25 protein-coding genes are annotated in these 26,972 nt (G+C 74.4%); 11 read left to right on the forward strand and 14 right to left on the reverse strand.

Going from position 1 to position 26,972, the window contains the following annotated elements; all coding sequences use genetic code 11:
* Positions 1-80: 80 nt before the first annotated feature.
* From ACIQPQ_RS10345 to ACIQPQ_RS10360, 4 genes are all read right to left on the reverse strand, one after another.
* Entirely contained in the window at positions 81-1,415 is a 1,335-nt protein-coding gene (locus tag ACIQPQ_RS10345; protein ID WP_401302298.1) for a hypothetical protein, read from the reverse strand.
* Positions 1,416-1,552: 137 nt separating this feature from the next.
* Positions 1,553-2,491, reverse strand: a complete 939-nt coding sequence (locus ACIQPQ_RS10350) for a glutaminase (RefSeq protein ID WP_401302300.1) — start codon at positions 2,489-2,491, stop codon at positions 1,553-1,555.
* A gap of 30 nt (positions 2,492-2,521) precedes the next feature.
* Positions 2,522-3,619, reverse strand: coding sequence for an asparaginase (locus ACIQPQ_RS10355; protein WP_401302302.1), 1,098 nt, complete (start codon positions 3,617-3,619; stop codon positions 2,522-2,524).
* Complete coding sequence (locus ACIQPQ_RS10360) at positions 3,616-4,425, reverse strand: FadR/GntR family transcriptional regulator (RefSeq protein ID WP_401302304.1); 810 nt, start codon at positions 4,423-4,425, stop codon at positions 3,616-3,618. The genes ACIQPQ_RS10355 and ACIQPQ_RS10360 overlap by 4 nt, the downstream gene beginning before the upstream one ends.
* A gap of 137 nt (positions 4,426-4,562) precedes the next feature.
* On the opposite strand from ACIQPQ_RS10360, the gene ACIQPQ_RS10365 reads away from it, so the two are divergent.
* Positions 4,563-4,952: a MarR family winged helix-turn-helix transcriptional regulator gene (locus tag ACIQPQ_RS10365; RefSeq protein WP_401302306.1), complete on the forward strand. Its 390-nt coding sequence runs from the start codon at positions 4,563-4,565 to the stop codon at positions 4,950-4,952.
* 36 nt (positions 4,953-4,988) lie between these two features.
* Here ACIQPQ_RS10365 and ACIQPQ_RS10370 read toward each other — a convergent pair whose 3' ends face one another.
* The gene (locus ACIQPQ_RS10370) at positions 4,989-5,399 is read right to left on the reverse strand and encodes an SseB family protein (RefSeq protein WP_401302307.1); all 411 of its coding nucleotides are present in this window, start codon (positions 5,397-5,399) and stop codon (positions 4,989-4,991) included.
* 422 nt (positions 5,400-5,821) lie between these two features.
* Positions 5,822-7,849 carry a BTAD domain-containing putative transcriptional regulator gene (locus ACIQPQ_RS10375; RefSeq protein WP_401302309.1) on the reverse strand — a complete coding sequence of 676 codons (2,028 nt, stop codon included), beginning with the start codon at positions 7,847-7,849 and terminating at the stop codon, positions 5,822-5,824.
* A 168-nt stretch (positions 7,850-8,017) separates the two neighbouring features.
* Between ACIQPQ_RS10375 and ACIQPQ_RS10380 the strand changes: the two genes are divergently transcribed.
* Together ACIQPQ_RS10380 and ACIQPQ_RS10385 are read left to right on the forward strand one after the other, a co-directional pair.
* Positions 8,018-8,899: an alpha/beta fold hydrolase gene (locus tag ACIQPQ_RS10380; RefSeq protein WP_401302310.1), complete on the forward strand. Its 882-nt coding sequence runs from the start codon at positions 8,018-8,020 to the stop codon at positions 8,897-8,899.
* Positions 8,900-9,073: 174 nt separating this feature from the next.
* Positions 9,074-9,670 carry a GNAT family N-acetyltransferase gene (locus ACIQPQ_RS10385; protein ID WP_401302312.1) on the forward strand — a complete coding sequence of 199 codons (597 nt, stop codon included), beginning with the start codon at positions 9,074-9,076 and terminating at the stop codon, positions 9,668-9,670.
* 66 nt (positions 9,671-9,736) lie between these two features.
* On the opposite strand, the gene ACIQPQ_RS10390 is transcribed toward ACIQPQ_RS10385, so the two are convergent.
* The gene (locus ACIQPQ_RS10390) at positions 9,737-10,357 is read right to left on the reverse strand and encodes a MerR family transcriptional regulator (protein ID WP_383772937.1); all 621 of its coding nucleotides are present in this window, start codon (positions 10,355-10,357) and stop codon (positions 9,737-9,739) included.
* 171 nt (positions 10,358-10,528) lie between these two features.
* Here ACIQPQ_RS10390 and ACIQPQ_RS10395 point away from each other — a divergent pair, with 171 nt between their 5' ends.
* Entirely contained in the window at positions 10,529-12,049 is a 1,521-nt protein-coding gene (locus tag ACIQPQ_RS10395; RefSeq protein ID WP_401302314.1) for an MFS transporter, read from the forward strand.
* A 34-nt stretch (positions 12,050-12,083) separates the two neighbouring features.
* On the opposite strand, the gene ACIQPQ_RS10400 is transcribed toward ACIQPQ_RS10395, so the two are convergent.
* A complete protein-coding gene (locus ACIQPQ_RS10400) occupies positions 12,084-12,380 on the reverse strand; it encodes a hypothetical protein (RefSeq protein WP_401302315.1) in 297 nt (98 codons plus the stop codon).
* Between the two features lie 295 nt (positions 12,381-12,675).
* Between ACIQPQ_RS10400 and ACIQPQ_RS10405 the strand changes: the two genes are divergently transcribed.
* The gene (locus ACIQPQ_RS10405) at positions 12,676-14,121 is read left to right on the forward strand and encodes a glyceraldehyde-3-phosphate dehydrogenase (RefSeq protein ID WP_383772929.1); all 1,446 of its coding nucleotides are present in this window, start codon (positions 12,676-12,678) and stop codon (positions 14,119-14,121) included.
* 162 nt (positions 14,122-14,283) lie between these two features.
* Positions 14,284-14,877 carry a hypothetical protein gene (locus ACIQPQ_RS10410; protein ID WP_401302317.1) on the forward strand — a complete coding sequence of 198 codons (594 nt, stop codon included), beginning with the start codon at positions 14,284-14,286 and terminating at the stop codon, positions 14,875-14,877.
* 78 nt (positions 14,878-14,955) lie between these two features.
* Here the strand turns inward: ACIQPQ_RS10410 and ACIQPQ_RS10415 are convergent, their stop codons facing one another.
* Positions 14,956-15,549 carry a TetR/AcrR family transcriptional regulator gene (locus ACIQPQ_RS10415; protein WP_383772925.1) on the reverse strand — a complete coding sequence of 198 codons (594 nt, stop codon included), beginning with the start codon at positions 15,547-15,549 and terminating at the stop codon, positions 14,956-14,958.
* Positions 15,550-15,573: 24 nt separating this feature from the next.
* Positions 15,574-17,637: a discoidin domain-containing protein gene (locus ACIQPQ_RS10420; RefSeq protein ID WP_401302319.1), complete on the reverse strand. Its 2,064-nt coding sequence runs from the start codon at positions 17,635-17,637 to the stop codon at positions 15,574-15,576.
* Between the two features lie 252 nt (positions 17,638-17,889).
* On the opposite strand from ACIQPQ_RS10420, the gene ACIQPQ_RS10425 reads away from it, so the two are divergent.
* Positions 17,890-18,342, forward strand: a complete 453-nt coding sequence (locus ACIQPQ_RS10425; RefSeq protein WP_401302321.1) for an STAS domain-containing protein — start codon at positions 17,890-17,892, stop codon at positions 18,340-18,342.
* 31 nt (positions 18,343-18,373) lie between these two features.
* Positions 18,374-18,682: a hypothetical protein gene (locus ACIQPQ_RS10430; protein WP_401302322.1), complete on the forward strand. Its 309-nt coding sequence runs from the start codon at positions 18,374-18,376 to the stop codon at positions 18,680-18,682.
* Positions 18,683-19,256: 574 nt separating this feature from the next.
* Here the strand turns inward: ACIQPQ_RS10430 and ACIQPQ_RS10435 are convergent.
* The 4 genes from ACIQPQ_RS10435 to ACIQPQ_RS10450 form a co-directional block, all read right to left on the reverse strand.
* Positions 19,257-20,333: a threonine aldolase family protein gene (locus ACIQPQ_RS10435; RefSeq protein WP_401302324.1), complete on the reverse strand. Its 1,077-nt coding sequence runs from the start codon at positions 20,331-20,333 to the stop codon at positions 19,257-19,259.
* 70 nt (positions 20,334-20,403) lie between these two features.
* Positions 20,404-21,090: a TetR/AcrR family transcriptional regulator gene (locus ACIQPQ_RS10440; RefSeq protein WP_401302326.1), complete on the reverse strand. Its 687-nt coding sequence runs from the start codon at positions 21,088-21,090 to the stop codon at positions 20,404-20,406.
* A gap of 56 nt (positions 21,091-21,146) precedes the next feature.
* Complete coding sequence (locus tag ACIQPQ_RS10445; RefSeq protein WP_401302327.1) at positions 21,147-22,997, reverse strand: sensor histidine kinase; 1,851 nt, start codon at positions 22,995-22,997, stop codon at positions 21,147-21,149.
* The gene (locus ACIQPQ_RS10450; protein ID WP_401302681.1) at positions 22,994-23,761 is read right to left on the reverse strand and encodes a response regulator transcription factor; all 768 of its coding nucleotides are present in this window, start codon (positions 23,759-23,761) and stop codon (positions 22,994-22,996) included. The genes ACIQPQ_RS10445 and ACIQPQ_RS10450 overlap by 4 nt, the downstream gene beginning before the upstream one ends.
* Positions 23,762-24,086: 325 nt before the next feature.
* On the opposite strand from ACIQPQ_RS10450, the gene ACIQPQ_RS10455 reads away from it, so the two are divergent.
* From ACIQPQ_RS10455 to ACIQPQ_RS10465, 3 genes are all read left to right on the forward strand, one after another.
* Positions 24,087-24,902 carry an SAM-dependent methyltransferase gene (locus ACIQPQ_RS10455; RefSeq protein ID WP_401302329.1) on the forward strand — a complete coding sequence of 272 codons (816 nt, stop codon included), beginning with the start codon at positions 24,087-24,089 and terminating at the stop codon, positions 24,900-24,902.
* A gap of 168 nt (positions 24,903-25,070) precedes the next feature.
* The gene (locus ACIQPQ_RS10460; RefSeq protein ID WP_383772910.1) at positions 25,071-25,325 is read left to right on the forward strand and encodes an EF-hand domain-containing protein; all 255 of its coding nucleotides are present in this window, start codon (positions 25,071-25,073) and stop codon (positions 25,323-25,325) included.
* A 142-nt stretch (positions 25,326-25,467) separates the two neighbouring features.
* Positions 25,468-26,946 carry a glutamate--cysteine ligase gene (locus tag ACIQPQ_RS10465; protein WP_401302330.1) on the forward strand — a complete coding sequence of 493 codons (1,479 nt, stop codon included), beginning with the start codon at positions 25,468-25,470 and terminating at the stop codon, positions 26,944-26,946.
* Positions 26,947-26,972: the final 26 nt, after the last annotated feature.

A 26,972-nucleotide genomic window follows, 5' to 3' on the forward strand; every position in this document is an offset into this window, starting at 1 on the left:
TGCACGCCCCGTACGCCCCGTACGACCCGTACGACCTGCGGGCCCCTACGGGTCGTACGGGTCGCGGGCCGGGGACGGGGTCAGCGGAAGCGGCCGCTGGGGACCGGTCCGGCGGACTTCACGCGGGTGCGGTCGCCGCGCAGCCAGGTGCCGCGGACGGCCTCGACGAAGCCGGTGAGCCGCTCCACCGGGTCGGCGGGCGTCCGCCCGTCGCCCTCGTCGGGGGTGGGGTCGGCGGCCACGATGTCGGCGGCGATCTCCGCCTCGGGACGCCCGTCGGGCGCGCCGCGTTCCACACCGCCGTCGGCGGCCTGCCGCAGTACCTCGCCCCAGGGCGCCACGACGGACTGGTGGAGCAGGGTGACGCTGTCGGGGGTGACGAAGGGCGGGTCGGTCCAGCAGCTCGCGTGGGCGTGGAGGACCTGGCCGGGGGTGCGGGCGACGAGCTGGTCGAGGACGGCGGGGCCGCCGTCGGTGTGGAGCGTGGCGTCGAGGTCGTGGGCGACGACGACGGTGTCCTCGCGGCCCGCGGCGAACGGCTCGGCGGGCAGGTCGAGGACGGTCGCGGCGGCGAGGCCGAGGACGCGGCTGCCGCGGTCGGGCAGCAGGGACACCGAGCGGGGGCGCAGGCCGCCCGCGTCGAGGACGGCCTTCAGGCGCAGCAGTCCCTGGAGGCAGAGGTCGGGCGTGTCCTGGAGGAACGCGAACCGTCCGGTCATCCCGGCGTCGTACCCGTACGGGGAGAGCGTGCCGAGGACGGTGCCGCCGAGGACGTACTGCCAGCCGCGCAGGTCGGTGCCGTCCAGCGGGCTCGCGTGCCCGGCGCTCTCGGCGCGGCGCAGGACCCGGTTCTGCCGCTCGCGGGCGGGCAGCCACATCGCGTCGTCGGGGGCGGGCAGGACGGCGTGGTGACGGCGGGCCAGGTCGAGGTCACCGGCGAGGACGGCGTTGAAGACGAGGAGGTAGCGGTCGGGCCACTCGGCGAAGCCGCTCTCGTGGGCGGCGAGCAGGTCGGCGGCCTCGCGGTGGAGCTGCTCGTCCTCGTAGGCGGAGACCAGTTCGCGCAGGACGGCCGGGGAGCCGGGCGCGAGGCGGAGGGCCTCACGCAGGGCGGGTATCGCCAGGTGGGAGACGCCGCGTTCGACGCACGCGTAGCCGTAGGCGTGCAGAGCGCGGGCCTCGCCGGGGTCGGCGGCGACGGCGGTCGCTGCCTGCGCGAGGTCGTCGAACCCGGCGGCCGCGGCGGCCCGGCCGACCACGAGGGCGACCTCCGCGAGGGGCTCGCCGGAGGCGTCGCGCAGATGGCGCAGGGCGCCGGGGACGTCACCGGCGTCCAGGGACTCCCAGGCGGGCCGGAGCGCGGCGGAGGCGGGCGGGCGGGAGGCGCCCCGGCGGCGGGACTTGCGCGAGAACATGCGGGTGATCTTCTCCGGCGGGGCGGGGCGGCCTCAACTGCTTTACGGGCGGGCCGGAACGCGGGACCGGCGGGCGTCCGCCGCACGGATCGGTGCGCCCGCCCGGGTCCGCCCGCCCGACCGCCCCGGAACCCGGTTCAGAACACCGACAGGCCGGTCAGGGTGGTGAAGCGGTCCAGCGCGGCCACGCCCGCGACGGAGTTGCCGCGTTCGTCGAGGCCGGGGCTCCACACGCAGAGGGTGCAGCGGCCGGGGACGACGGCGATGATGCCGCCGCCGACGCCGCTCTTGCCGGGCAGGCCCACCCGGTAGGCGAAGTCGCCCGCCGCGTCGTAGGTGCCGCAGGTGAGCATGACGGCGTTGACCTGCTTGGCCTGGCTGCGGGTGAGGAGGCGGCTGCCGTCGGCGCGGACGCCGTGCCGCGCGAGGAAGCCGGTGGCCAGGGCGAGGTCGGCGCAGGAGGCGGTGACCGAGCACTGCCGGAAGTACTGGTCGAGCAGGACGGGAACCGGGGTGTCGATGTTGCCGTAGGACGCCATGAAGTGGGCGAGGGCGGCGTTGCGGTCGCCGTGGGCGGCCTCGGAGGCGGCGACCCCGGTGTCGAAGCCGAGACGGTCGTTGCCGCTCTCCGCCCGCAGGAACGCCAGCAGTTCGCCCGCCGCGTCACCGGTACGGGAGTGCAGGCGGTCGGTGACGACGAGGGCGCCCGCGTTGATGAACGGGTTGCGCGGGATGCCGTTCTCGTACTCCAGCTGGACCAGGGAGTTGAAGGGGTTGCCGGACGGCTCGCGGCCCACGTGCTCCCAGAGGGCGTCGCCCTCGCGGGCCAGGCCGAGGGCGAGGGTGTAGACCTTGGTGACGGACTGGGCCGAGAAGGGGACCCGCCAGTCCCCCACCCCGTACACGGTGCCGTCGAGTTCGGCGACGGCCATGCCGAAGCTGCGCGGGTCGCGGGCGGCGAGCGCGGGGATGTAGTCGGCGGGGCGGCCCCGGCCGGGGGTGCGCGCGATCTCCTCGGCGACACGTTCCAGGACGGGCTGGTAGGCGAAGGACGAGGGCGTGGTCATGGTCGTCATGGTGCGGGCGGCGGGTTCCGGGCGCCGTGCTCAGGCGCAGGCCGGGAGGGCCACCGGAACGGGGTCCAGGGAACGGACGGGGCGGACCGAGCCGACCGGGCGTCCGCCGCCGAGCAGGGGCTCGCCCGCGAACGCGGAGAGCAGGGCGGGGTCCACCCCGGCGCGGACGAGGGCCGCCGCGGTGACGGGGACGCGGGCCCGGTCGGCGCCGTCGGAGATCTTGACGGCGACGGCGCGGCCGTCGGGGAGCGCGGCGACCTCGACGCCCTCGAAGCCGTCCTTGGCGAGCAGGCCGGGCACGGCCCGCATCAGGGCGGCCACGTCGCGGTGGGCGCCGGAGGCGAGTTCGGCGTGGCCGCGCATCGCGTCGGCGACGCGCGCCTCGGGGGTGCCGGGGGCGGCGGTGGTGATGCGGGCGGCGGACCGCGCCAGGCCGTGCAGCGACACCGCGAACAGGGGCGCCCCGCAGCCGTCGACGGTGACCCGTGCGATCCGCTGCCCGGTGAGGTCCTCGACGATCTCGGCGATCGCCTGCTGGAGGGGGTGCGCGGGGTCGAGGTAGCCGTCGAGGGGCCAGTCGTTGAGGACGCAGGTGTAGAGCATCGCCGCGTGCTTGCCCGAGCAGTTCTGGGCGAGGCGGGACGCGGGGCGCCCGGCGCGGACCCAGGCGTCGCGGACGGCCGGGCCGTACGGCAGGTCGGGGACGTTGCCGAGGCGGTCCTCGGTGAGACCGGCCAGGCCGAGGATGCGGCGGACGCCGTCGAGGTGGCGCTCCTCGCCGGAGTGGCTGGCGGCGGCGAGGGACAGCAGCTCGCCGTCGAGCGGCAGCCCGGCGCGGACCATGGCGACGGCCTGGACCGGCTTGAGGGCGGAGCGCGGGTAGAAGGCGACCTCGATGTCGCCGAGTTGGAAGTCGACGCGTCCGCCGGTGCCGAGGACGACGACGGAGCCGTGGTGGACGCCCTCGGTCACCCCGCCGCGCACGAGGTGGGCGACGGGGGCGTGCAGGGGCTCGCGTATCGCGGGGGCGTCAGCGAGCGGGGAGAGGGGGGAGTCGTACGTCACGGCCTGGTCCTCCGTGGGTGGGCGGTGAGGAGCGGGAGGGGGAGTGACGGGGCGGGCGTTCATGCCCCGGTTCCGGGCGCCCCGGCGGCCGCGGTGTCCCCGGCGGCGGAGGCGGTGGCGGCGGAGGTCGCGGGGCCGGAGCCGGTGGCGGTGGCCGTCCCTGCCGCGGTGCCGGTGCGGACGATCGCGGTGAGGGTGGTCTCGACCCGGTCGAGGTGGTGGCTCATGGCCGCCACCGCGTCGCTCTCGGAGCCGTCGGCAAGGGCCTCGACGATGGCCCGGTGCTCCCGGTCGGACTGCTCGCGGCGTCCGCCCAGCTCGTTGAGGAACTCGGACTGGCGGGCGAGGGCGTCGCGGATCTCCTCGATGACCCGGCGGAAGACGGGGTTCTGGGCGGCCTCGGCGACGGCGAGGTGGAAGAGGCTGTCCATCGCGACCCAGGCGGTGGTGTCGGTCTCCCGCTCCATCCGCTCCAGGACGCGGGTCAGCCGGTCCAGGTTCTCGGGGGTGCGGCGCAGGGCCGCGTACCCGGCGACCGGGATCTCGACGTGGCGGCGGACCTCCATGAGGTCGCTGGCCGCGTAGTCGCCGAAGGTGGGGTCCTCCACGGTGTTCGCGACGACGAAGGTGCCCTTGCCGGTGCGGGACACCGTCAGTCCCATCGTCTGGAGGGCGCGCAGGGCCTCCCGCAGGACGGGCCGGGACACCTCCAGGGTGCGGCACAGCTCCGCCTCGGAGGGGAGCTTGTCCCCCACGGCGTACTCGCCGCGCTCGACGGCGGCACGGAGGTGGGCGAGCACCGCCTCCATCGCGCTCACGCGGCGGGGTACCGGCACTCGACCACCTGTCTGGCTGTCTGACAGGTTCATGGGACCGATAGTCGGCGGGACGGGGGCCGCCTGTCAAGACGTGCCCGGCAGGCCCTGCCGGAGCCGGGTCCGGCGGGGTCCGAACCAGCGGTAGTTGCAAGGTAAATGAATTCTGGATTCGGTGTTACCGTGCGGGTATGGCAGCGAAGACGGCCGAGGCGGAGCTCGAGACCCGGTGGCGGGACATCCTGTCGGTGCACGCGCGCACGATGTGCGAGATCGACCGCGTCCTGCACCCGCACGGCCTCGGCGCGAGCGACTTCGAGGTGCTGGACCTGCTGGCCGCCCGGACGGCCCAGGAGGGTGACCAGTGCCGGGTGCAGAACCTGGTCGGCCGCGTCCACCTCAGCCAGAGCGCCCTCTCCCGGCTGATCGGACGGCTGGAGAAGGAAGGCCTCGTCCAGCGCTCCGTCTGCGCGGAGGACCGGCGCGGCGTGTGGGTCGCCCTCACCGACAAGGGCCGCGACCTGCACACCGAGGTGCTGCCCCTCCAGCGCGAGGTGCTGCGGCGCACGCTCGCCGACTAGCACCCGGTGGCGCCTGGGAGGCGTCGACGGCGCGGCTCAGCGGGCCAGCAGGGTGCGCACGCCGTCCGAGGTGAGCGTCAGCGGGTGGTCGCCCGCGGCGTCGATGGCGAGCGACAGATCGCCCCGCGGCCACTGCCGGGCGAGCGCGCCCAGCGGGACCAGGCGGTAGCGGTCCACGTCCGGCAGCAGGTCGGCCAGCTCCGGTTCCGAGGTGAAGACGGGGACGACGGCCGCGCCGTCCGGCTGTTCCAGCACGGGCAGGGCCAGGGTGCTGGGGTTGGTGACGTCCTCGTCGGTGGCGTCGTCGGGGACGGGCACCAGGACGTCGCAGTGGGCGAGGGTGTCCAGGGCGTCGGTGTCGCCGGTGTCACGGGCGAGCGCGTCGAGGGCGCGGGCGGCGGGATTGTCGTGGGCTCCGTGGGCGGCGTCGTGGGCGGAAGTGTCCATGGCTGGTCCCCAGGTCGCGGCGGTCGGCTGTTCCGGCGACGCGTACCCGATCGGGGGCGGATCAATCAGCGGATCGATCAGGGGATCAATCAGGGGGCGGCCCGGAACAGGGGGCTACGGACCCCTCGGCCCGACCACCGGCCACGGGTCTTCAGGCCCGATCCCGCGGCTACGAGTCCTCCGGCCCGGGGTGGCGGCCACGAGGCCTCCAGCCCGGTCCTGCAGCCACGGGTCCTCCGGCCTGGGTCGGCGGCCACGGGTCCTCCGGCCATCGCGTGGCCCGGCGCACCGCCCGGCCGTCCTGAGGCCCGCCCCGCCGAGTCGAGCCGGGGGCGCCGCGAACCCGGCGGCTGCCGGTGGGGAGCTGACAGGGCGTTCCTCCCCCCTCGCTCCCCTTCCGTCGTCCTCTCTCCCCCGTCGCTTCACCCGGTGGTGGAGGTGTACGCCGCGATCGCCGCGTCGGCGGCGGCCAGGTGCCGTCGGACCGGGCCGAAGGAGATCAGGCCGCTGCCCGCGCCGGCGTACTCGGTTCCGGCGTCCGCCAGTTCCTCCCGGGCCCGGCGGAGCACCGGCAGGTGCCCCACGGCCGCGGCCGTCCGGGCCAGCACGCACCACAGGGCTTCCTGGAGCAGGTCGTGCGGCGGCCGGGGCACGCTCCCGAGGGCGTGCCGGGCTCGCTCGGAGTCGCCGGAGGCGGCTAGCAGCAGCGGGTCGAGCCACGGCCGGTACGGTCCCGGGTCCAGGCCCGCGAAGGCGCCGGGATCGGGCAGGGCGTCACCCCGCAGGACGGGCACCAGCGCGACGAGGGCGGCGGCTCCCCCGGTCAGGCCGGGCATGCCGCAGTCGGCGGTCTCCGTCAGGACCCGTGCGTACCGCCGGCGGGCGGCGGGCCAGCCGTCCGTCTCGCAGAGCCGCAGGGCCCGGTACCAGGCGGTGAAGACGCGGGCCAGCGGCCGTTCGTCGCGGTCCGCGAGCCGGTCGATCTCCTCGGCCTCGGTGTCCGCCTGCGTGAGGTCGCCGAGTCCGGCGAGCGCCTGGAGGCGGACGACACGGCCCAGCACCTCGTGCGCGGGGAGCTGGTGGTCGACGGCGAGCCGGGTCAGTTCGGTGCCGAGGGCGTCCCGCCGGGCGGCCGACCCGCAGGCGGCGAACGCCTGCATGAAGGCGCCGTTGAGGGCGAACGCCAGGAGCGCGGGGTCGCCGAGGCGGCGGGCGGTGCGCACGGCCTCCTCGGCGGCGCGTTCGGCGCGCAGCCGCCACGGCTCGGCGGCGGGGACGTCGCGGGCCCGGGGAAGCGGGCCGTCGGCGGCGGCGTCGCCCCGGGACTCGACCGCCACGACCGACAGCAGCCGCGCGCGCAGCGCGGGCGGCCCCTCCGGGCCGAGCCGGGCGGCGGTCCGTGCCGCCGTCCGGGACAGTTCGCCGGCCCCCTCGGGGTCGTCGGCGCGGGTCCACGCCGCCGGGACGTCGTAGGAACCGATGATCCGGGCGGCCAGTTCCGGGTCGCCGGTCGTCTCCGCCGCCGCCACCAGGTCGCGCCGGTGCCGGTGGGCCTCCCCCAGGCCGTCGGGGCCGGTCACCGCGAGATCGCGCAGGAGGCCCGCGGTGGCGTGCAGCCGGGCCCGTGACCGGGCGGGCACGGAACGGTCCCAGGAGGCCGCCGCGCGGTCCCAGAGGCTGTCCGCCGTCCCGGCCGGTTCCGCGGGAGAGTCCGGCGCCGCGGCGTGGATGCGTGCCTCGGTCCGTGCCAGGGCGCTCCCGCCCCCGTCCAGGGCGTCGCGGGCCCGGGTCAGTGCCCGCAGGGCCTCGGCGCGCCGCCCGGCACGGTCCAGCGCTGTGGCCAGCAGCACCCAGCCGTCCTCACGGCCGGGGTGCTCGGCGACGTGGGCGCGCAGGTCCGCCACGGCGTCGCGGGCGGCGCCGGTCGCCAGCAGGGCGTCGGCCCGCCGTTCCACCGCGTCCAGGCGCAGCGCCTCCAGCCGGGCCCGCTCCGCGGCGGCCCACGCGGCGGCGGGGAAGTCGGCGAGCACCGGCCCGCGCCAGCAGGCGAGTGCCTCGTCCCAGAGGCCGACCGCCGTCCGCGGCGGCGCCTGGCCGGCCCGGGTCGCGGCGTCCTCGAACCGCCAGGCGTCCACCGCTTCCCGTACGGCGCGCAGTACGTATCCGGGGCCGTCGGTGACGAGGAGGCGGGACGGCTGCCGGGGCGGGCGTCCGGGTTCCAGGGCGCGGCGCAGGGCGGCGACGAAGGTGCGGACCGCGCCGACGGCGCCCGCCGGGGCCTCGTCCTCCCACAGGTCGGCCACCAGCCGCCCGACCGGGACCACCCGGCCGCGGGCGACGAGCAGCCGCCCGAGGACCTCCCGGTGGCGGGGAGCGCCGAGCGGCAGCGGTGCCCCGCGGCCGGTCTCCCAGGCGGCGACCGGTCCGAGCAGTCCGAACTCCACACCCACGGCAGGGTCCTTTCGCGGGTGGGGCGGCGCCGTCGCCGGAGGGGGCCGTGTGTCCACTCATCGATCGCTGATCCGGGGCCCGCACCCTGGGTGACGTCCCCGGACGGCCCGGACCACCGAGGGGGGAGGTCCGGAACGCCCACTCTGCCACGAACCCCAGGAGTCACCGTGCCGAGCCCGAGCATCCCCGGATTCACCGAGCACCGCGTGCCCGTCGACGACGGCGTCGCCCTGCACGCCGCCGTCGGCGGCACCGGCGCCCCCGTCGTCCTGCTGCACGGCTTCCCGCAGACCCACCTGATGTGGCGGCACGTCGCGGCCGGTCTCGCCGCCGACCACACCGTGATCTGCGCCGACCTGCGCGGTTACGGCGCCAGCGACAAGCCCGCCGCGACCGGGCCCGACGTGTACTCCAAGCGGACCATGGGCCGGGACGTCGTACGGCTCGCCGCCGCGCTCGGCCACGACCGTTTCACCCTGGCCGGACACGACCGGGGCGCCCTGGTCGCCTTCCGGGCCGCGCTGGACCACCCGGAGGCGGTCGCGCGCGCCCTCTTCCTGGACGTCCTGCCGACCCTCGACATGTGGGACGCGCTGCGCGGCGTCGACGCCGCCGTCGGCTTCCACCTCTATCTGATGGCGCAGGCGCCCGGCCTGCCCGAGGAGATGATCCAGGGCGCCGCCGACCCGTTCTTCGGCCACTTCCTCGACGCCTGGACCAAGGACCCGGACGCCCTCCCCGCCGATGTCCGCGCCCACTACCTCGCCGCCTCCGCCGCGGCCGTCCCGTCCATCGTCGCCGACTACCGCGCCTCGGCCGGCGTCGACGTGGACCACGACACCGCCGACCGGGAGTCCGGCACCAGGCTGACCATGCCGGTGACCGTCCTCCAGCAGGACTGGGGCGCCGCCCTCGGCTACCACGCCCAGGCCCTCTGGAGCGCCTGGAGCGACGACCTCCGCCACCGCACCGTGACCTGCGGGCACTTCATGGCCGAGGAGGACCCCGAGCTGATCGCCTCCGAGATCCGGGCCCTCACCGACCGCTGAACGGCCCCCGCCCGGCGCTCCTCCCCACCCCCTGCTTCTCCCCCGCCGGCCTCGGCCGGCCCATGGCCGCGTCGGTCCAGAGTCGCGGACGGGGTGCGCGGGCCGGAGTGGTGCCGCACCGTACGAGGACCGACCGGATCGGACGGCCGCGGCACGACCGCCCTGGAGGAACGCGTGAGCAACGAGGCAACGGGCGCCGCCGCCCCCTGGGCCGTGCGGCTCCTGGACACGGACACCTGGCCCGCGTTCGCCCGGTTGGCCGAGGCGAACCACGGTGTGTGGGGTGGCTGCTGGTGCATGGGCTTCCACGTGAAGCTCGGTACAGGGCGTACCGCCGAGCAGAACCGCGCCGAGAAGGAACAGCGCGTACGGGAGGGCCGCACCCACGCCGCCCTGGTCCTCGACGGCGACGACTGCCTGGGCTGGTGCCAGTTCGGCACACCGGCCGAACTGCCCGAGATCAAGAGCAGGCGGCGCTACGAGAAGGACCTCGTCACGCCGCCGGACTGGCGGATCACCTGCTTCTTCACCGGGAAGGGGCTGCGCCGACGGGGCGTGGCGCACGCCGCGCTCGGCGGCGCGCTGGCCGAGATCGCCCGCCGCGGCGGTGGCACGGTCGAGGGCTACCCCGAGGAGACCGACGACCGATCGGTGTCGGGATCGTTCCTGCACACCGGCCCCATGGCCGCCTTCGAGCACCACGGCTTCACGCGGACCCGAGCCGTCTCGCCGCACCGCTGGGTCGTGACCCGCACGGTCGAGGCGGCCTGAGACCGCGGCGAGGAAGGGCCCGCGCCGGGGGCCTCCCGCGCCGGGTCCGCCGGGGAAGGCACCCGGTCAGCAGGTGCCGTGCCGTCGGGCCGACTCGTTCTCCTGGGCCAGGCGGCGCAGGGCCATCAGGGCCGGTTCCAGCAGGACGGTGAGGACGAGGGCGCGCTCGGCCGCCTCCAGGGGGTCCTCGATGCCGTCGAGCTGGTCCAGGTCGAGGACGGCCGTCTGCTCGGCCAGCCGCGCGTAGGGCAGCAGGCGGGGGGTGTCCACGGGGACCCCGATCGAGCGTAGGGACGCCAGCGTCTCGGCGAGGGCGGCGCGCGCGGGCGCGGCGGCGTGCACCGACCAGCCCATCTCCCTCACCAGCGTGTCCACCTCGTCCGTCTCGGGGGTGCGCTCCGGGGTCGCCTTCGCGGGGTCGACGATGCCGATGACGAGGCCGAGCAGCACATGGGCGTCCCCGCGGTGCCGTTCCAGGGCGTGCAGGACCTCGCGGGCGGCGCTGACCGAGAGGCCGCGGACGCCGGTGAGGGCGCGGACCAGGCTCAGGCGGCGCAGGTGGGTGTCGTCGTACTCGGCCTGCGTCGCGGCGGTCTGGCGGCCGGGCGGGAGCAGGCCCTCGCGCAGGTAGTACTTGATCGTCGTCACGGAGACGCCGCTGCGGCGGCTCAGCTCGGAGATACGCATCAGAGAGAACTCCACTTGAAAATTGGATACCTTCAGTGTCTAACATGGATAGTGGAGGTATCCAATAGGGCTGCCTCCCCCTTCGCCGTGAGATCCGTCCTTCGCGAGATCCGTCGTCCGTGAGATCGCTCGTCCGTGAGATCCGTCGTTCCGGTCAGGAGACCAGTCGTCATGACGCTGAACCAGGAGACACCCCCGCTCGACCCGCCGGGCGGCCTCCGCCCGGACCCCCACCCTGCCACGGGCGCGCGACGCGGCCCGCTCTGGCTGGCCGTCCTCGCGACCAGCGTGCCCATGTTCATGGTCGCGCTCGACAACCTCGTGGTGTCGACCGCGCTGCGCACCCTCGCCGTGGAGTTGGAGGCGAACACCCAGCAACTCCAGTGGTTCGTCAACGCCTACGTGCTCAGCTTCGCCTGTCTGCTGATGACCGGCGCCGCGCTGGGCGACCGGTTCGGGCGGCGCAAGGTGTTCGTGGCGGGCATCGCCCTGTTCACGCTGGCCTCGATCGGCTGCGGACTCGCCGACACCAGCGCCCAGTTGATCCTGTTCCGCACCGTCCAGGGCTTCGGCGCGGCGGCCGTGATGCCGCTGTCGCTGACCCTGCTGTCGGACGCGGTGCCGGAGCGGATGCGCGGTCTGGCGCTCGGCGTCTGGTCCGGGGTGAGCGGGCTCGCCGTCGCGATGGGTCCGGTCGTGGGCGGCGCCGTCGTCGACGGGCTGGACTGGCGGTGGATGTTCTGGCTGAACGTCCCGGTGTGCGTGATAGCGATCCCGCTGGTGCTGTTCGCGCTGCGGGAGAGCAGGCTGCCCGGGTCGCGGCTGGACCTCGTCGGCATGGTGCTGGCGGCGGCCGGACTGTGCGCGGTCGTCTGGGCGATCGTCCACGGCGAGCAGGACGGCTGGACCTCCGCGACCGTGCTCGGCGCGTTCGCGGCGGGCGCGGTGCTGCTGGCGGTGTTCGTGGTCTGGGAGGCGCGGACCCCGCAGCCCATGCTGCCGATGTCGTTCTACCGGGTACGGGCCTTCACCCTCACCAACGTGGTGTCGGCGGCGATGTACTTCGGCGTGTTCGGCTCGCTGTTCCTGCTGGCGCAGTTCCTCCAGATCGCGCCGCCGCGCACCCCGCTGGAGGCGGGTGTGCGGACCCTGCCCTGGACGCTGATGCCGATGGTGGTCGCCCCGGTGGCCGGGCTGCTGATCGACCGGGTGGGCGGCGGCCGGCTGATGGCGCTCGGCCTCACCCTCCAGGGCGTGGGCCTCGGCTGGATCAACCTGGTCGCCACGACGGACACCCCGTACGGCGAACTGGTCGCCCCGATGATGGTCGCCGGGACCGGGATGGGGCTGGTGTTCGCGCCGACGGCGGCCGTCGTGCTCGCGTCGGTCGCCAGGGAGCACGCGGGCAAGGCGTCCGGCGCCAACACCACGGTCCGCGAGATCGGCGGCGCGCTCGGCATCGCCGTCCTGAGCACGGTCTTCGTGGCGTACGGCAGCACGGACGACCCGCAGCGCTTCCTCGACGGACTGCGGCCCGCCGTGTGGGTGGGCGTCGGCGTGGTCCTGGCGGGCGCCCTCTGCGCGCTCGGCATCCCCCGGCAGCGGCCTGCCGCCGACGAGGAGGCCGAGGACCCGGGAGCCACCGGGAGTGCCGGGGAGTCCGGCAAGGTGCCGGCCGGGCGTCCCGCGTGACGCGGGCGGGGGCGCGGGGCGGCGCGGGTCCGGCTCAGATGGGCTGGCCCTCGAAGTCCCAGTAGGGGCGGGCCCGGGAGCGCATGTAGAGGGTCTGGGGGTGGTCGGGGCCGTGGCTGGCGGAGAGGGCGGCCAGCGCGCGGCCCTCCCGCTCGTCCGCCTCGGCGGTCCGGCCCAGGACGCGCAGGTCCTGTGCGAGCCCGGCCTCAAGGTTGACCGCCAGGACGTGCCCGGCGCCCACGGCGGCCACCGCCCGGTCCACGGCGTCGCGGCCCAGGTCCGCCGCCGCCTGCGGCTCCCCCGCGGCGGTCGGCGTCGCGGCGCGCTTCATGGCGCGCCAACATCCGCACGAGGGGGCGGCCGACCACCGCGTCCGGTTCATGGGTCGAGCGGACGGCGAGGTGGCGGACGGCAGCGGTCCCTCAGCCGGAGGTGAGGGGGTCGTGGCCCCTCCTTGAGGAGTCCTCGCGGCCGGTGAGGGGGGCCGCGGCGCGGCGGCGAGGTCACCGAGGGCGGCGCTCCGGGCGGCGGCACCGAGGGGTGCACACCTGAGCCGGGGGGTGCTTGAACGAGCGGAATCCGGTCCGGTTAGCATATGAGCGCCACCTAGCTCGAAAGAGAATCCTGTGACTGTCAACGACGACTCGTTCACCAACTGGAAGATCCGCGAGGAGATCGCGGAGTCGATGATCCCGATGATCGGCAGGCTCCACCGGGAGCGGGACGTGACCGTCCTGCTGCACAGCCGCTCCCTGGTGAACAAGTCGGTGGTGAGCATCCTCAAGACGCACCGCTTCGCCCGCCAGATCGCGGGCGAGGAACTCTCGGTCACCGAGACCCTGCCCTTCCTGGAGGCGCTCACCACGCTCGACCTGGGCCCGTCCCAGATCGACATCGGCATGCTGGCCGCGACCCACCGGGCCGACGACCGCGGTCTGTCGGTGCGCGAGTTCACCGCCGAGGCCGTGGCCGGTGCCACCGGTGAGGGCCGGGCCGAGACGCGCCCCCCGCGCGACGTCGTGCTCTACGGCTTCGGCCGCATCGGGCGGCTGGTCGCCCGGCTGCTCATCGAGAAGTCCGGCTCGGGCAACGGGCTGCGGCTGCGCGCGGTCGTCGTGCGCGGCGGCGGTGACCAGGACATCGTCAAGCGGGCCTCGCTGCTGCGCCGGGACTCGGTGCACGGCCAGTTCCAGGGCACGATCACCGTCGACGAGGAGAACAGCACGATCCTCGCCAACGGCAACGCGATCCGGGTCATCTACGCCGACGACCCGAGCGAGGTGGACTACACGGCGTACGGCATCCGGGACGCGATCCTCATCGACAACACCGGCAAGTGGCGTGACCGGGAAGGTCTGTCGAAGCACCTGCGGCCCGGGATCGACAAGGTCGTGCTGACCGCGCCCGGCAAGGGCGACGTCCCGAACATCGTGCACGGCGTCAACCACGACACGGTCAAGCCGGACGAGCGCATCCTGTCCTGCGCCTCCTGCACGACCAACGCGATCGTCCCGCCGCTCAAGGCGATGAACGACGAGTTCGGCGTGCTGCGCGGGCACGTGGAGACCGTCCACTCGTTCACCAACGACCAGAACCTGCTGGACAATTACCACAAGTCCGACCGTCGCGGCCGGTCCGCGCCGCTCAACATGGTCATCACCGAGACGGGTGCCGCCTCCGCCGTGGCGAAGGCGCTGCCGGAGCTGAAGGCGCGGATCACCGGCAGCTCGATCCGGGTGCCGGTGCCGGACGTGTCGATCGCGATCCTCAACCTCCAGCTGGCCCGTGAGGCGGAGCGCGAGGAGGTCCTCGACCATCTGCGTCACGTGTCGCTGACCTCGCCGCTCAAGCGCCAGATCGACTTCATCAGCGCCCCCGACGCGGTCTCCAGCGACTTCATCGGCTCCCGGCACGCCTCGATCGTCGACGCCGGGGCGCTGAAGGTGGAGGGCGACAACGCGATCCTCTACCTCTGGTACGACAACGAGTTCGGCTACTCCTGCCAGGTCGTCCGCGTCGTCCAGCACGTCTCGGGGGTGGAGTACCCGACGTACCCGGCGCCGAGCGCCTGACCTCACCCCCCGCCCCGGCCGCGGTGAACGGGCGGTGCCGTCGGTGAACGCCTGGGGCGGGCGGTTCACCCGTGGTCCGGCCGGGGCATGCTCGCCTGCGGGGCGGCCGTCGCCGCGCGGGACGCCGCGCCCCGGCAGGCGGACGACGAGGGGGAACGAAGCGTGGGTTGGACGAGTGAGGAGTACGGGGAGTCCCACGAGGGCGTCGCGGGCGCGGTGCTCGCCGACGGCAGCGAGCCCAAACCGGTGTTCCTGGACTTCGGCAGCGGCGCCGCGAGCGTCGTGGAGACCAGTGAGTGGTGGGCGTACGACGGACGGCTGCGGCGGCCCAGGGCGGCCGGGTACCGGGCGGCGTGCGCCTGCGGCTGGCGCGGGGAGACCCGGCCGATCGACCGGGACCGGCTCTCGGACGACGAGGTGGACGAACTGGACACCTCGGACGCGTACGCCGACTGGCGCGAGCACCTGCGGGCGGTGGAGCGGCGGACCGTCCCCCTGCCCGCCGAACTGACCCACCTCATGGGTGAGTTGGAGAAGCAGTTGCTGGTGCTGACCGAGCGGGCGCCGGTGGCGGCGCTCAAGGCGGTGACGACGCTGGAGCGGCTGCTGCCCGGGATCGGCCGGGAGGCGGCGCAGGCGGTGCGGGACGACGAGCTGTCGTGGGAGTCGGTGGGCACGGCGCTCGGGGTGAGCCCCGAGCGGGCCCGGTCGCTGCTGTCGGGGTATCTGCTGCCGCGGCGCGGCCTGGCGGACTGACCGCTCTCCCGGCGGGCCGGGCGGTCGTCCTCCGGCGAGGGGCGGGCCACGGGGGCGGGCCCGCGCTCCGTCGGCGGGTCAGGCGCGGACGAGTCCGGCGACGTGCGCGGTGACGGTGTCGAGGACGCCGGTCCAGGCCGTCTCGTCGCCGAGGACGAGGTAGTTGAGGGTGAGTCCGTCGGTCATGGCGGCCAGGTAGCGGGCGAGGACGGGCACCGGGACCGCGAGCCGCAGGTCGGTGCCCTCGCTGAGGTGCTCGATGAGGTCGGCGTAGGTGTCGGCGTACATCTCGTACTGGCGGCGCGCCAGGTGTTCGTAGCCGGGGCTGCGCAGGGCGTACTGGGTGAGTTCGTAGGTGAGCATGTGCTCGTCGGGGTGGGCGCGGACGTGGTCCCAGTAGGCCTCGAAGCCCGCCCGGACGGTCTCCTCCAGGGTGGCGCGGGGGCGCAGGGCGTCGCGGACGACGGTCACGTAGTGGTCGGTGATGGTGGTGATGACGGACTCCACGAGGGCCTGCTTGGAGTCGAAGCAGTAGTGGAAGACGCTCAGGGACACCCCGGCCTCGGCGGCGATGGACCGGGTCGTCGTGCGGGCGACGCCGTCCCGGGCCATCGCCCTGATCGCGGCCTCCGTCAGCTGTCTGCGGCGTTCGGCCGACGGCATGCGTGCCATGGGTGTCCCTGAGGGTCGGTGCGGTCAGGCGCTGTGGACGCCGACCTCGTGGAGCGAGTATCCCCACTCGGTGCCGCGGCCGGTGGCGTGCACCCGGACGTAGCGGGCGGGGGTGCCGGTGAAGCGGGCCGTGTCGAGCCCGCCGTCCCCGGCGGTGGTGGACCAGGCGGTCTGCCAGGTGGTGCCGTCGGTGGAGAGTTCGACGCGGTAGGCCCGGCCGTAGGCGCGCTCCCAGTCGAGGGTGACGCGGGCGACGCGCTGGGTGGCGCCGAGGTCGACCTGCCACCACTGGTCGTCGCTCCAGTCGCTGGCCCAGCGGGTGGCGGCGTCGCCGTCGACGGCCCGGCCGGGCGCGTAGCTGGTGAAGGCGCTCCACTCGGAGGAACTGGCGGTCGCTGCACGGCCCTTGGCGAGGTTGACGCCCGCCTGGTGGCCCTCGGAGGCGCCCCAGGTGTCGAGGTAGGACTCGGCGCCGCGGAACAGGTCGTCGACGACGCCGTTCCCGCCGACCTTGCGGATGTCCTCGATCCAGTCCGGGATCAGGCCGACATGCGCGCCGCCGTCGGTGTTGTAGTCCCAGGTGCGCTGCCCGGTGACCTGACGGTCAATCAGGGAGCTGCCGTCGGCGCTGCGGAAGGGGTAGGTCACGGGGTTGGACGTGTTGGCGCCGCGCGGGGCGGGGTGGTCGCCGACGCCGTTGAAGTCGGTGCCGAAGCCGTAGCCGACCCCGTACTTGTCGCGCAGCGCGTCGGTGCGCTTGGCCTCGGCGCTGAACGCCTCGGTGCCGTTCATGTACTGGGCGACGAACCCGCCGAGGGAGTAGACCCGTTCGGTCCAGTCGAGGTCCATCCAGCTGTGCGAGGAGAGGACGCCGGGGTAGGAGGCGGACTCGAAGATGTCGAGCACCCGGCCGGTGGCCTTGACGCTCATGTGGTCGATCTCCAGCATCATCTTCCGCTGCATCATGCCGCGTACGGCGTACTCGCCGAGTTCGGTGAGGCCGCGTTTGTTGCACTGCGCGTTCTCGTCGTACGCGGGGACGTCGACGCCCGCGGGCAGGTCGTCCTCGGCCTTGGACGCGGCGAGGCCGATGGGGTTGTCGCGCTGCGGGCCCTTGCACTGCTCGGTGCTCCAGAAGGTGCCGGTGGAGAGGAACTGGCCGACGTTGATGGCCGTTCCGAGGCCGCCCTGGTCGAACCGGACGCCGCACAGCGCGTTGTCGAACTTGTGGCACAGGAACATGCTGCGCACGCCGAGGTCGTACAGCTCGTCGAGGCCCTTGTCGATGTCCTGCCTGCTGCACTGGGCGACGTCGAGGATCTGCTTGCACCCGAAGGGTTCGGAGGTCTCGACGCCGAGGACCACCGCGAGCTTGCCCTGCTGGATGACCTGGCGGGCCTGCGCGCTGTCGAGGACGATCCGGAACCAGCCCTTGCCGGGGCCGCCGTACATCGAGTCGATGAACGCCTGGAGGTCGTAGGTGAGTTTGGCCTGGAGGCGGATGGAGGTCATCTCGTCGCAGCTGCGGTCCTTGAAGAAGTAGACCGAGCAGATCATGCCGTTGGTGACGAGGTCGTTGACGAGGACGCGCTGTCCGCCGCGCCAGGCGCGCTCGATCCAGGCGTAGTAGTTGGCCTGGTGGGTCATCGAGTCGTAGGCGGGCCAGTCCTTGAACGTGGGCCATCCGGCCGGGTCGTGGCGGCCGTCACCGCCGTGGGTGATGTAGTCGAAGATCGCCAGGGTGCCGTCCGGGTAGTGCTCCGGACAGTCCTTGAGGGCGTCCGCGACCCCGGCCGTGGAGAAGGTCTTGCCGCAGATGAGCCGCCCGCCGAAGGCCTCGTTGGACATCAGGTGGTTGTGCGCGTCGACGAAACCGCGCACCTCTCCCTGGGCGTTGGTGCCCTTGAAGGGCTCTCCGGTGACGTTGATCTGCGAGTCCGGCGCGGGCCGGTTCACCGGCGTCCACCAGTCGGCGGCGGCCGCCGAGCTGCTGGGGGTGGGGCCGAGCACGGCGGCCAGGACGAGAAGGAGCAGTGACACGACGGTGGCGTGTCGGTGTCTGCGGTACGCGCGTCGAGTCAGGGTCACTGCCCACGTCCCTCGGGTCGGCGGGAACGCGCGGCCCACGCGGGGGTGTCGGCACCACCCCAGGATGGTCATGGCCGCGCAAGGTGTGCGACGAGGATCGCGACTGGCGCAATCCGAGTCAAGAGTCCGGGACGAATGACCTGATGCGGCCCGCGACGATTCCGGTGATCCACCAACTTCCTTGCAGCGTCAGGGATTTCAGGGGCCCTACGGCCCTTCCGGACAGGTCGTCGCAAGCGGTTTCCTCGGGGCATGTGCGAGAACGACGACCGTCCCGCGCCCGCTGCCGGAGAGGGCGCCGACGAGGGCCCGGCCCTGGTGGGCCCGGCCCTGGTGGGCCCGGCCCTGGCGGTCCCGGCGGACCCGGGTCCGGTCCTGGTGGAACTGCGCGGCGAGATCGACCTGTTCACCGCCGCGCCGCTGGCCGCGCGGCTGGACGCCCTGACCGCCGGCCCGCGCCCCGACCTGCTGGTGGACCTGCGCCCGGTGTCCTTCATCGACTGCGGCGGGCTGGGCGTTCTGCTGCGCGCACGCAACCGGGCCCTGGCCCGGCGGGGCCGGCTGCGGCTGATCAGCGACGGCGGGGTGGTGCGGCGCGTCCTGCGGCTGACCGGGCTGGCGAAGGTGTTCGAGGTGCTGCCGGGCCCTCCGGGGGTGGGGCCGCCCGGCGGGACCGGGTCCGTGCTGCCGCCGAGGGCGGGCTGACGTCGGCGCGGGGGTCTGCCAGGATCGGGGGATGTCCGTGACCGTCGGAGCGCACACCGCCGATCCGTGCCCCCGCTGCCGCATGACGGCCGTCCGCTTCGGCACGCCCCTCACCGGGGCGGGACGTGCCGTGGTCCGGCTCGACTGCGAGCAGTGCGGGCACGCCTGGTCGCGACCGGTGGAGGACGAGGTGGACGTCCACGACGTCGTCCGGGTGGACCTGCCGGAGTCCACGGTCCACGGTCACGTCCTGGCGGTCGAGGCGGACCGGGTCCTGGTCACCGGGGGCCGGGGCACCGAGCCGTTCTGGGTCGAGCGGTGGACGGTGATGGTCTACTGAGCGACCGGCCGGGCGGGTCGCCAGGATCGTCGAGGTCGTCGGGGTCGCCCCGATCGTCGGAGTCATCCCGATCGTCGGGGCCGTCGGGGTCACCAGGATGGGCCGGGTCGTCGGTGAGCCGGGCGGCCGGAATGCATCGGACGGAAACAGGTCATCCGGCTGGTTCTGGGGGTGACCTCAGCAACTTCTCTCCCCCGCGCGGGAGTCGACCACAGCCACCCGCCCCGCGTCGCGCCGACCCACCGGGAGCGGCCTTATTGCCGGGGTGGGACCGCCGTGGCCGGTCCGTACGGATGTGCGGCAACGGGCCGCGACGGTAAGGGGGTTGGCCGGTGCGGGAGGTTTACCGCCCACGGACGGTCGGGATTTCGCTTGACTGTGCGCATGGAACTCCGAGGCACACACCAGAGGGAAACGAGCCGCCGCACGACCGGACCGGCGGCCCGGCCGCACACCGTCGCCGCAGCCGCGTCCGACGACGGCGACGACAGTTCGTGGGGGGTGTGCGCGCGGACGGCCGCTCGGTCCGTCTGAACGGCGCGCACGACAGATCGCCTGACGGCCCGACGGACCGTCAGCCCGCGTGACGGGTGACGGCGCCGATGAGGGCGTCGACGTCCCGCGGGGTCGTGGCGAAGGAGGTGACGAAGCGGACGACGCCTTCCGCCCAGCGGTCGTGGTAGAAGACGTACCCTTCGCCGAGCAAACCGTCGATGACGGGTCTCGGCAGGCGGCAGAAGAGGATGTTCGCCTCGGCCGCCCCCAGCAGAGCCGCACCGGGGACCGCCTTCAGCCCCTCCTGGAGGCGGGCCGCCATCGCGTTGGCGTGGGCCGCGTGGCGCAGCCACAGTCCGTCGGCGAGATAGGCGTCCAACTGGGCCGACTGGAAACGGGCCTTGGCGGCGAGCTGCCCGGCCCGCTTGGCACGGAAGGTGAGTTCAGGGGTCAGGGAGCGGTCGAAGACGACGACCGCGTCGGCGGTCATCGTGCCGTTCTTGGTCGCCCCGAACGAGAGCAGGTCCACGCCCGCCCGCCAGGTGAGGTCGGCGGGTGTCCGGCCGAGCGCGGCGACCGCCCCAGCGAAGCGGGCGCCGTCCATGTGCAGGCGCAGCCCGGCCTCCCGGGTGAGCGAACCGAGCAGGCCCAGTTCGTCGGGGGTGAGGACGGCACCGGTCTCGGTGGCCTGCGTGACGCTGACCACGGCGGGCTCGACGCTGTGCACGTCGCCCGCCTTGTGCCGTACGGCGGCCCGGAGTTCGTCGGGGTCGATCTTGGCGTCGGCGCCGCCGAGGGGGACGAGTTTGGCGCCCGCGGTGTAGAACTCCGGTGCGCCGCACTCGTCGTTGGTGATGTGGCTGTCGCGGTGGCACAGCACGCTCCCCCAGGGCGGGGTAAGGGCGGCGAGGCTCAGCGCGTTGGCGGCGGACCCGGTGGAGACGGGCAGGACGTCGACCTCGCGCTCGAAGATCTCCGACAGCCGCCGCCGTACGGCACCGGAGAGTGCGTCGGCGCCGTACGGCACCGCGGGGCCGGTGGCCGCGCGGGCGACGGCCTCGATGATCTCCGGCGCGGTACCGGCGACGTTGTCACTGCTGAAGACGCGGGAGGGCTCGGGCGGGGCGGCCGCGTCCCTGTCGGTCGGGTCGGTCATGGCGGTTCCTGGTTCTCGTGCTGCGGGGCGGCGGGGCGGTCGGGCCCCGGGTGGGACGGGCGGAGATCGCTCAGGCGGGCGGGGTGCCACGGCCGGGGGCTCGGTGGGCGGTCGGGTCGGCTGCGGCGATGAGCTGGCGGAGGGCGCCGCGGTAGACCTCGTGGTCGGTGATCGCGGGGACGACGGTCGCCAGGTGGGCGGTCAGGGCGGGGAAGTCGGCCGGGTCCAGGGCGGCGAGGGCGGTGCGGACGGCGGCGCGCGCGGCGGACGGGTCGCGGTGGTCGACGAACCCGGCGCTGCCGAGGGTGAGGAGGTACATCCGCCGGTAGGCGGCGATGGCGACCTCGGGGCTCATCCCGGCGGCGAGGCTGTCGGCGAACTGCGGCTCGACCAGCCGGGCGAGGAGCTGCGGGCCGAGCCAGGGCCGGGTGCCGCGCAGGGCGAGCAGGCCGGGGTGGGCGCAGAGCAGGCGGTACAGGGCGGTGAACCGGGCCTCGGTGGCGTCCGCCCACTCGGCGGCGGGAACGGGCTCCGGCTCGGGGTCGGGCAGCCGGGCGGCCAGGTGGTCGGCGCACAGGTCCAGGAGCCCGGCCAGGTCGGTGCAGCGGCGCTGGAGCGACGCGAGCGAGATGTCCAGCCGCGCGGCGAGAGCACGGAAGGTGAGCGCCTCGGGCCCGTGCTCACCGACCAGCAGCAGAGCGGCCTCGGCGATACGGGCCTGCGTGGCACGGTCCAGAGCGGCGGAGTGACGGGGCATACGGGTCACTGTACGGTACGGCGTATCGCAATGGTCCGGAGGGGAGCCCGGCAGCCCTACACCCCCGGCCCGGCAGCCCCCGGCGCCCCTGACCGGGCGGTCTTCGGCACCTCTGGCCTGGAATCCCCCGGCACCCCTGGCGCGGCGGCCTCCGGCACCACCGGCTCAACAGGCGCGTCGGTGCGCGCGACCGTGGACGGGTCGGCAGGTGAGCTGCTACGCGCGTCCGGGGACGGTTCGGCCGGGCGGTCGGTGAGGCGGGACAGGGAGACACGGAACGTCGCGCCTCTGCCCGGTGTCGACTCGACCCCGATGTGGCCTCCGTGCGCGGCCACCAGCGAGTGGGCGATGGCGAGACCGAGCCCGGAACCTCCGGTGGCGCGGGTGCGGGAGGTGTCGGAGCGGTGGAAGCGCTCGAAGATGCGGGTGCTCTCGCCGGGGGCGATGCCGGGGCCCCGGTCGGCGACCTCCAGGACGGCGTGGCCGCCGACCGTGCCGACGCCGATGCGGACGGGACTGCCCGCGGGCGTGTGCGTGACGGCGTTGCCGACGAGGTTGGTCACGACCTGCCGCAGCCGGGCCTCGTCGGCGAGGGCGGGGGCCGAGGCGGGCGGCCCCTCCCCCGCCGGTCCGGTGAGGGTGACGGGCCGGGCCGGGTCGAGGGCGCGGAGGTCGTGCAGGGCGTCGGCGGCGAGGGTGCGCAGGTCGGCCGGGGCGAGGTCGAGACCGGGGCCGGGACCGCGTCCGGGACCGGCACAGGCATCGGCACCGGCATCGGCACCGGGACCGGGACCGGGACCGGCGGGAGCGGACCGCAGCGCGTGCTCGTCGAGGCGGGCGAGCAGCAGCATGTCCTCGATGAGCCGGGTGAGCCGTTCGGACTCCCGCGCGATCCGGGACATCGTGGCGTCGATGTCCTGCGGTCCGTCGAGGGCGCCCATGCGGTGCAGGTCGGTGAGGCCCTTGATCCCGGCGAGCGGGGTGCGCAGTTCGTGGCCCGCGTCCGCGACGAACCGGCTCATCCGCGCCTCGGACTCCGCCCGCGCCGCGAACGCGGTCTCCACCTGGCCGAGCATGGCGTTCAGCGCGGTGGCGAGGCGGCCCATCTCGGTGTGCGGGGCGGCCAGTTCGGGGACGCGGCGGGTGAGGTCGCCGCCCGCGATCTCGGCGGCGGTCCGCTCGACCCGGGCGAGCGGGCGCAGGCCGGAGCGGACCGCGAACCAGCCCGCCACCGCCAGCAGGACGAGCAGCACCAGTCCCGTACTGGCGAAGATGCGCCACATGCGGTCGACCGTGCCGTCGACCTGGGCCATGGAGGTGGCCACGACGACGCTGCCCGCGCCCGCCGGGGCGGACCCGGCGGCACCGGGCAGGACGCCGGGCCGGGTGCGCGGTACGGCGATGACCCGCCAGCGGGTGTCGTCGCGGGTGCCGCTCGCCGTGAAGACGCGCGCACCGCGTCCGGCGACCTCGGCCGTGCCGAGCGGGGGCAGGGCCGGGCCGCGTGCCCGGCCGGTCCGGTCGGCGCCCGCGAGGGAGTCGATGCTGCTCTCGACGGTGCCGTCGGGCCGGAGGTAGGTGACGACGGGGTTGCCGAGCACGTCGGTGCCGAAGTCGGCGAGGGCGGCCGGGCGTTCGCGTGCGGCGCCGCTCTCCGCGACGCGGGGCGGGAGGACGGCGAACACCTGGGCGGCGGTGCGGAGTTGGGCGTCCACCCGGTCCTCCATGTAGCCGCGCAGGGCGTTCCCGGCGAGCAGGCCGAACGCGGCGAGCCCGGCCGTCAGGAGAGCGACGGCCAGGACGAGCACCCGGCCGCGCAGGGACGCCCGCGCCCAGCCCGCCCGCAGCCGGTACGGACCGGAGCGCCGGCGGGCCCGGCCCGCGCGCGGGAGGCGGGGCCGGATCATGACCGGGGGCCGCGCAGGACGTACCCGACGCCGTGCACGGTGTGGATGAGCTTGGGTCCGCCGTTGTCGATCTTGCGGCGGAGGTAGCTGATGTAGGTGTCCACGATGCCGGTGTCGCCGCTGAAGTCGTAGTCCCAGACCTGGTGCAGGATCTGCGCCTTGGCCACGGTGCGGCCCGCGTGGGTCATCAGGTGCCGCAGCAGCCGGAACTCGGTGGGCGACAGCCGTACGGGCTCCCCCGCGCGGCGGACCTGGAGGGCGTCGGTGTCCAGTTCCAGGTCGGCGACCCGCAGGAGGGCCGACGGGTCGCCGTGGGTGCGGCGCAGCACGGCTCGGATGCGGGCGATCAGTTCCTGGAGGTCGAAGGGCTTGGTGACGTAGTCGTCGCCGCCGAGGACCAGGCCCTCGATCTTGTCGCGGGTCGCGTCACGGGCGGTGAGGAAGACGACGGGGATGTGCGGGAGGTGGGGGGCGTGGGCGGCGGGGCCGGGCGGGTCGGACGGGCGTTCGCGCAGCAGGCGGATCACCTCGAAGCCGTCGAGGTCGGGCAGCATCACGTCGAGCAGGACCAGGTCGGGGGCGCGCTCGCGGGCCCGTTCCAGGGCCTCGCGGCCCGTCCCGGCGGCGACGGCGGTGAACCCGGCGTGCCGCAGCGCCGCGCACAGCAGCTCCCGGACCGTGGGTTCGTCGTCGACGACCAACAGGTTGACCGCGCCGTCGGCCGGTTCCCACGGGGCGCGGGCGGGCCCGGCGGCGCGCGGCACGGGGCGCTGTACGGCTGTCACAAGGGCCTCCAGGGGGGCGGGTCCGTTCCCCGGCCGTGCCGGGCGCGGGGCGGCCGGTCGGCGGCCCGGCGCGCGGGGCGGCCGGAATGCTGGGCGGCACGATACGGACGTTTCCTGTGACCGCCGGGCCGCGCGGCGCCGGGACCCGGCGGGGGGGTGACGGGAGGCGCCCCCCGGTGCCGCCGGGGTGCGGAATGTGCGGCCCGTCAGGCATTTCTCCGGTGAACCGGCGTGCCAGTGAGGGCTGTTGGGACGTACGTTGTGCGTGGACAGTTCACGCCACGGCTGAAAGACGGACGTACTCATGAGCGACTCCGCGACGACGCCCGGATCGTCGGTGCACCAGAAGATCGACACCTCGGTGCCGCACTCCGCCCGGATCTGGAACTACTGGCTCGGCGGGAAGGACAACTACCCCGTCGACGAGGCGGCCGGTGACGCCTACACCGCCGTGTTCCCCGGCATCGTCACCATCGCCCGCAGCAGCCGGGCGTTCCTGCGCCGCAACATCACCCACCTGGTGCAGGAGGCGGGCATCCGCCAGTTCCTGGACATCGGCACCGGCCTGCCCACCGCCGACAACACCCACGAGGTGGCGCAGCGGCTGGCGCCCGAGGCGCGGATCGTCTACGTCGACAACGACCCGATGGTCCTGGCGCACGCCCGAGCGCTGCTCTACTCCACGCCGGAGGGCAAGACCTCGTACGTCGACGCCAACGTGCTGGACCACGAGCGCATCCTCGCGGTGGCGGCGGAGACCCTGGACTTCGAGCGGCCGATCGCGCTGATCCTGAGCAACATCCTCGGGCACATCGCCGACACCGGGCAGGCCCGCGAACTGGTCACCAAGCTGGTGGCGGCGCTGCCGTCCGGCAGCTACCTGTCCATCAACGACGGCTCGCTCGGCGTCGACCCCGTGTTCGAGGAGGCGCAGGACGGCTACAACAAGAGCGGTGCCGTGCCGTACAACCTGCGGACGGTCGAGGAGATCACCGCGTTCTTCGACGGCCTCGACCTGATCGAGCCGGGTGTGGTGTCGGTGCCGCTGTGGCGTCCGGAAGCCGGTGCGCCGGAGCCGCAGGTCATCGCGGAGCACGGAGGACTCGCCCGCAAGGCGTGACGGCCCCGCGCCCCGGCGGGAACCGGAGGGGGCGCACGGGCGTTCTCTCCGGGAGGAAGCCGGCGGGGTGACCCGTCGGCTTCGTGACGGGATCGGGAGCGCCCGCCGGACCGGCGGCGCGTACGGGATCGGGAACCCCCTGCGGGGGGGGGCGGGGACGGGGACGGCATGAGCGAGCGGGCCCGCAGACTGTTCGAGGCGCTGGACCTCGACGCGGACGGCACCCTGACACGGGCCGAGGTGATCGGCGCGCTGCGCGCCAAGGGCCCCACCCTGGCGGCGACCGGGGTGCTCCCGCCGTGGGGCCTGGGCGACGCCGACGCGTCGTCCGCCCTCTTCGACGCCGCCGACCAGAACGGGGACGCGGTCCTCACCCTCGCCGAGTTCGCGGCGGTGGTGGACCGGCGGTTCGGCTGGACCTGAACCCCGCCGACCACGCCGTACGCCCTGGCTGTCACTCTCGGTCACGGCGTACGCGTGGTCAGGTGCGGGCCGGGGTGCGACGCTGGAGGGGACCGGCATATCCGGTGCAGCCGGTATGCGAGGAGAGCACCCGGGAGGGCCGATGGGACGCGACGTCCCGGCGATGGTCTTCACGCGCGAGGACCGGCGCCGGTATCGGACCAAGATGCAGGACTGCCTCGACGCCTTCGCCCAGATGCTGCGCGACGCGCGCTTCGACGCGGAGCGCCCCCAGGTGGGCCTGGAGATCGAGCTGAACCTGGTCGACGGCCGCGCCGAGCCCGCGATGCGCAACACGGACGTCCTGGACGCGATCGCCGACCCGGCCTGGTCGACCGAGCTGGGGCGTTTCAACCTGGAGATCAACGTCCCGCCGCGCCGGCTGACCGAGGGCGGCCCCGACGCCTGGGAGGCCCAGATCCGGGCCGCGCTCAACCACGCCGACGAGCGGGCCGCGAGCGTCGGCGCGCGCCTGCTGATGGTGGGCATCCTGCCGACGCTGCGGCAGGAGGACATCGGCGAGTCCGCGCTCTCGGAGAACCCGCGCTACCGCCTCCTCAACGACCAGGTGTTCGCCGCGCGGGGCGAGGATCTGCGCATCGAGGTGGACGGCGTCGACCGGCTGCGGACGTACGCCGACACGATCACGCCCGAGGCGGCGTGCACCAGCACCCAGTTCCACCTCCAGGTCGCCCCGGAGGAGTTCCCCGGCTACTGGAACGCGGCCCAGGCCATCGCCGGGGTGCAGGTGGCCCTCGCGGCGAACTCGCCGTTCCTGTTCGGCAAGGAGCTGTGGCACGAGACGCGGATTCCGCTGTTCGAGCAGGCCACGGACACCCGCCCCGAGGAGATCAAGGTGCAGGGCGTCCGGCCGCGGGTGTGGTTCGGGGAGCGGTGGATCACCAGCGTGTTCGACCTCTTCGAGGAGAACCTGCGCTACTTCCCCGCCCTGCTGCCGCTCTGCGACGACCAGGACCCCCGCGAGACCCTCGACCGGGGCGACACCCCCGAACTCGCCGAACTGACCCTGCACAACGGCACGATCTACCGCTGGAACCGCCCGGTGTACGCCGTCGCCCACGACAAGCCGCACGTCCGCGTGGAGAACCGGGTCCTCCCGGCCGGTCCGACCGTCGCCGACACCCTCGCCAACGGCGCCTTCTACTACGGACTGACGCGCGCCCTGGTCGAGGAGGAGCGGCCGGTCTGGTCCCGGATGTCGTTCCGGGCCGCCGAGGACAACCTGCACGCGGCGGCCCGGCACGGCATCGACGCCCTGCTGTACTGGCCCGGCATGGGCGAGGTGCCGGTGCCCGAACTGGTGCTGCGGCGGCTGCTGCCGCTCGCCCACCGGGGGCTGGAACTGTCCGGCATGGACACGGCCTGGCGGGAGCCGCTCCTCGGGATCATCGAGCAGCGGTGTGTGACCGCGCGCAACGGGGCGGTGTGGCAGAAGGAGATGTTCCACCGCGCCACCGCCACCTCCCGCACCGGCCACCACGAGGCGCTGCGCCGGATGACGGAGCTGTACATCGACTACATGCACCTCAACGCGCCGGTGCACACCTGGCCCGTCGACTGAGCCCGCCTCCCACCCCGCCGGACGGG

Origin of the sequence: Streptomyces sp. NPDC091281, from assembly GCF_044757425.1 — a bacterium.
Taxonomy (GTDB): domain Bacteria; phylum Actinomycetota; class Actinomycetes; order Streptomycetales; family Streptomycetaceae; genus Streptomyces.